We start from the raw sequence: 249 nt of genomic DNA, 5'->3' as shown, positions 1-249 counted from the left end.
GGCTACTACCCCGCGGGCATCGTGCGCCAACTCGCCGCCATCACGGGACCGGGCCGCCTGGCGAAGTACGCGAAACGGATCACCGCCCCGACCGTCGTCATCCACGGGACAGCCGATCCTCTCGGCCGGCCGGCCGGTGGCAAGGCCATCGCGAAGGCTGTGAAGGGCTCCACACTCGTGCGCGTGGACGGCATGGCTCACGACATCCCCAATGCCCTCGTCGACCGAGTCATCGGGGCGATCCTGGAG

At 69.5% G+C, this 249-nt stretch carries 1 protein-coding gene; it reads left to right on the top strand.

Annotated elements, in window-relative coordinates; all coding sequences use genetic code 11:
- A partial coding sequence (locus AC0IX4_RS23210; RefSeq protein WP_471831434.1) for an alpha/beta fold hydrolase occupies nt 1–249 on the top strand: 249 nt, incomplete at both ends.

The organism is Rhodococcus sp. AC861, assembly GCF_979256035.1.
The sequence above is the reverse complement of the archived record's forward strand: the minus strand, read 5'-3'. Positions and strand labels throughout refer to the sequence as shown.